The 4,411-nt window shown below is 72.6% G+C and carries 2 protein-coding genes and 1 pseudogene; all 3 read left to right on the forward strand.

The window, feature by feature from the left end; translation table 11 throughout:
* Positions 1-985: polysaccharide deacetylase family protein (locus DZF91_RS27690; RefSeq protein WP_117360078.1), on the forward strand; the 985-nt coding region annotated here is incomplete at its 5' end.
* A 321-nt stretch (positions 986-1,306) separates the two neighbouring features.
* Positions 1,307-2,782 carry a 30S ribosomal protein S1 gene (gene rpsA / locus DZF91_RS27695; protein ID WP_117360079.1) on the forward strand — a complete coding sequence of 492 codons (1,476 nt, stop codon included), beginning with the start codon at positions 1,307-1,309 and terminating at the stop codon, positions 2,780-2,782.
* Between the two features lie 518 nt (positions 2,783-3,300).
* Positions 3,301-4,411: pseudogene (locus DZF91_RS27700) on the forward strand (endonuclease/exonuclease/phosphatase family protein); the annotation flags it as partial.

A 4,411-nucleotide genomic window follows, 5' to 3' on the forward strand; every position in this document is an offset into this window, starting at 1 on the left:
CACGGCCGCGCCGACCCCCTCGGCCGCCCCCACGGGGACCCCGAGCACCCCCGGCACGCCGTCCGCGACGCCGACCGCCGGGGCGGTCCCGCCCGCGGCGCCCGCGGCCGTCCAGGCCAAGGCCAACGAGCTGGGGCAGGTCCCGGTGTTCATGTACCACCGGATCATGAAGCACCCCGAGGCGTCGCTCGACCGCTCCACCAAGGAGCTGTACGCCGAGCTGACGCGGCTGGCGACCTCGGGCTACTACCCGGTCACCGCCGCCGAGTTCGCGTCCGGACGGCTGGACGTGCCGCTCGGCAAGCACCCGGTCGTGCTGACGTTCGACGACAGCACCCCCGGCCAGTTCTCGCTGGACGCCCGGGGCGGTCCGGCCCCCGACACCGCGGTGGCGATCATCCAGCAGGTCGCCCGCGAGCACCCAGGGTTCCGGCCGGTCGCCACGTTCTACTGCAACGAGGACCTGTTCGGCCTCGGGGCGCGCTCGGCCGAGGGCCTGCGCTGGCTCATCGCCAACGGGTTCGAGGTCGCCAACCACACCGTCTCCCATCCTGACCTGCGGACGCTGAGCAAGGCGGGCGTCCAGAAGGAGATCGCCGGGATGGAGGACAAACTAGTCGCCCTCACCGGCCGGCACACCACGACCTTCGCCTACCCGTTCGGGTCGATCCCGCACAACCGCGCGTGGGCGCAGCGCGAGGACGGCCGGTACTCCTTCCAGATCGTCTTCCTCGCCGGGTGGAAGCCGTCGGAGTCGCCGTTCGACAAGGTGTTCGACCGCTGGGCGGCCACCCGCATCCGGTCCGAGGGCAAGATCGCCGAGAACGACTGCCGGACGTTCTGCTCCACCGCCTGGCTGGACTGGCTCGACGACCACCCCCGGGAGCGCTACACCTCCGACGGCGATCCGGGAACCGTGACCTTCCCCCGCGCGTTCGAGAAGCGACTGGCGAAGCCGTTCCGTCCCTACGCCCGCGCGTACTGATCGGCCCGGATGGCCTGCCCCCAGGGGCCTTCCGGCGCGGCCGGGCGGGCCGGCCAGGGCCGGGTCCCCGCCCGGTGAGCAGGTGGGGGCCGCCGTCGCGATTGACCTGAGCGGCAAGGTCCCATATTCTGATCGCTGCGCTGTGGGCTTGTGCGGCTTCGGACGGAGCAGGCTCGCGCTCGGTCAGGTCGTCGACATCGGTTCTCTCGCGAGACGGGTTCCTCGGAGCCCGGGTCTCCTCCGGTCCTCGGCAGGGCGGAAAAGAGCCCTCCGCGCGTGTATTGACACCTCTCAATGTCCGTATCCGGAGTCAGCCGACACATGACGAGCAGCACCGAGGCCACCTCGACCACCCCGCAGGTAGCGGTCAACGACATCGGGTCCGAGGAAGCGTTCCTCGCCGCGATCGACGAGACCATCAAGTACTTCAACGACGGCGACATCGTCGAAGGCACCGTTGTCAAGGTCGATCGGGATGAAGTCCTCCTCGACATCGGCTACAAGACCGAAGGTGTCATCCCGTCCCGTGAGCTCTCCATCAAGCACGACGTCGACCCCAACGAGGTCGTCGCCGTCGGAGACCACGTCGAGGCCCTCGTCCTCCAGAAGGAGGACAAGGAGGGTCGCCTGATCCTGTCCAAGAAGCGCGCCCAGTACGAGCGCGCCTGGGGCACGATCGAGAAGATCAAGGACGAGGACGGCATCGTCACCGGAACGGTCATCGAGGTCGTCAAGGGCGGCCTCATCCTCGACATCGGCCTGCGCGGCTTCCTGCCCGCGTCGCTCGTCGAGATGCGCCGCGTCCGCGACCTCCAGCCCTACGTGGGCCGCGAGCTCGAGGCCAAGATCATCGAGCTGGACAAGAACCGCAACAACGTGGTCCTGTCCCGCCGCGCCTGGCTCGAGCAGACCCAGTCCGAGGTCCGCCAGACCTTCCTCAACACGCTCCAGAAGGGCCAGGTCCGCAAGGGCGTGGTCTCGTCGATCGTCAACTTCGGCGCGTTCGTCGACCTCGGCGGCGTCGACGGCCTGGTGCACGTCTCCGAGCTGTCCTGGAAGCACATCGACCACCCCTCCGAGGTCGTCGAGGTCGGCCAGGAGGTCACGGTCGAGGTCCTGGACGTCGACATGGAGCGCGAGCGCGTCTCCCTGTCGCTCAAGGCGACCCAGGAAGACCCGTGGCAGCAGTTCGCCCGCACCCACCAGATCGGCCAGGTCGTTCCGGGCCGCGTCACCAAGCTGGTGCCGTTCGGCGCGTTCGTCCGGGTCGAGGAGGGCATCGAGGGCCTGGTCCACATCTCCGAGCTGGCCGAGCGCCACGTGGAGATCCCCGAGCAGGTCGTCCAGGTCGGCGACGAGATCTTCGTGAAGATCATCGACATCGACCTCGACCGGCGCCGCATCAGCCTGTCGCTCAAGCAGGCCAACGAGGGCGCCGCGGCCATGGAGGAAGAGGACTTCGACCCCACCCTCTACGGCATGCCCGCCGAGTACGACGAGCAGGGCAACTACAAGTACCCCGAGGGCTTCGACGCCGAGACCGGCGAGTGGCTCGAGGGCTACGACACCCAGCGTGAGACCTGGGAGCGCCAGTACGCCGAGGCCCGCGCCCGGTTCGACGCGCACCGCAAGCAGATCGAGGAGGCCCGCAAGGCCGAGGCCGAGGCGGAGGGCGCCCCGGCGCCGTCCGGCGAGACCTCCTACAGCGGCGGCGCCGAGTCCGAGACGACCGGTGGCGCGCTCGCGACCGACGAGGCCCTCGCGGCCCTGCGCGAGAAGCTGTCCGGCGGCCAGTGAGGCACTGACCGCCAGGGGCCCCGGCGGCCCCGGGTGACCGCCTGACCGCGGCCGGAGGGATCCACACGATCCCTCCGGCCGCGGTTTTTTTCATGCCCGGAGGCACTGGTGCCCCCGGAACCCTGAAGTCTTCGGCCCCCGGAGCCGCCAGAGGCCTCGGAGCCCTCGGAGGCCCTGGAGGTTCCGCGAGCCCCCGGAGTCCCGAGCCCCCCAGAGTCCCCCAGTCCCTGGAGGCCCCGCGTCCCGACGGACCGGTGGGCCGGGGTTCGCCGGGTCTCACGTCGCGAGCGGGCGCGCGTGTCTGGGACACTGGTCGTCTCCGGGAGGGGAGCGACGGCGCGCCACCCGCGCGGGTATCCGCGCCGCCGTGCCGCGGGAACCGCGGCCCTCCCGCGCCCCGTCCGCCCGTACCCAGCTCGTCCCCGGGAGCATCTGTTCCATTGGCCAGTACAGACGCCTCGACCAACGCAGGCAGCACCGCAGGACACCGCGCCGGAGGCTCCGCGCACGGGCCGTCGATGGTCCCGCAGGGGCCGGCGCGGCTCGCGCTGATCGGCGTCACCACCGCCGTCCTCGCCCAGACCTTCCGGTTCGCGCTGCCCCAGCTCAACCACTTCGCCGACGAGGCGGGCGCGGCCGTGGCCGCGCCGGTCGTGCTGGCGGTCTTCCTCGCCGGGTTCCTCGCGCCGCTGGTGCGGCGCGCGGCCGGGCCGAGCGGACTGCTGGCGACCGGCGTGGGCGCGCTGCTGCTGGTGCGGCTGCTCGCGCAGGCGCTCACCCCGCAGACCTGGCTGGCGCTGGTCGGCGTCGCGGTCGGCGCGCTCGCCGTCACCGCCCTGTACGAGGGCGCGCGCGGCCTGTCCGGCGTCGGGTTCGCGACCGCCGCGGTCGCGGGCCTGGCGGTCGACACGGCCGTCCGCGTCGCGTTCGCCACCTGGGACCCGGTGTGGAGGTCCGGGATCGGGCCGTGGCTGGTGTGCCTGGTGTTCGTGGCGCTCGGCGGGCTCGCGCTCTACCGCGAGCTGGCGTCGGGCGCGGTCGAGGCGCCCGGCGTGTCCTGGCGCGACGCGCTGGGCGCGGCGGCGTTCGGGCCGTTCATGGCGCTGCAGGTGCTGGTGCTGTCCAGCCCCGCGTTCGTCGCCTCGTCCGGCTGGCGGTCGCTGACCATCGCGCACGTGATCGTCGTGGTCGGGCAGGGCCTGGCGCTGGCGTTCCTGGCGTCCGGGCTGGCCGTGCGGGCGGTGCCGGGCGGTGTCGCGGTGCTCGGCGGGACGGTGCTCGGCGTCGGCGCGGCGGCGATCGCCGGGACGTACGCGGTCACCGGCATCGAGGTCGTCCCGGTGGTGGTCGTCGGGCAGGTGCTCGCGGCGTGGCTGCTGGCCGTGGCGTCCCGCTCCCCGCTGCGCCGCGCCGGGCACGGCGGCGCGGTCTGGCGGATCGACGTCGGCGCGGCCCTCGGCGGCCTGCTGGTCGGCGTCATCCTGATCTCCTACCAGGTGAGCGCGCTGCAGCCGATGCCGTTCCCGAACAACGCCCTGCCCGGCCTCGCCGGGATCCTGCTCGGCGCGCTCGCCGCCATCACCGCCGCCCGCGGCGGGCCGCTGCCGGCCCGCGCCCCGCAGCGCGCGC

Origin of the sequence: Actinomadura logoneensis, from assembly GCF_003428695.1 — a bacterium.
In the GTDB taxonomy this organism is placed as follows: Bacteria; Actinomycetota; Actinomycetes; order Streptosporangiales; family Streptosporangiaceae; genus Spirillospora; species Spirillospora logoneensis.

Bases quoted from the DNA above. Each gene is read 5' to 3' on its own strand.
- rpsA (WP_117360079.1), top strand. From the start codon at position 1,307: ATGACGAGCAGCACCGAGGCCACCTCGACCACCCCGCAGGTAGCGGTC.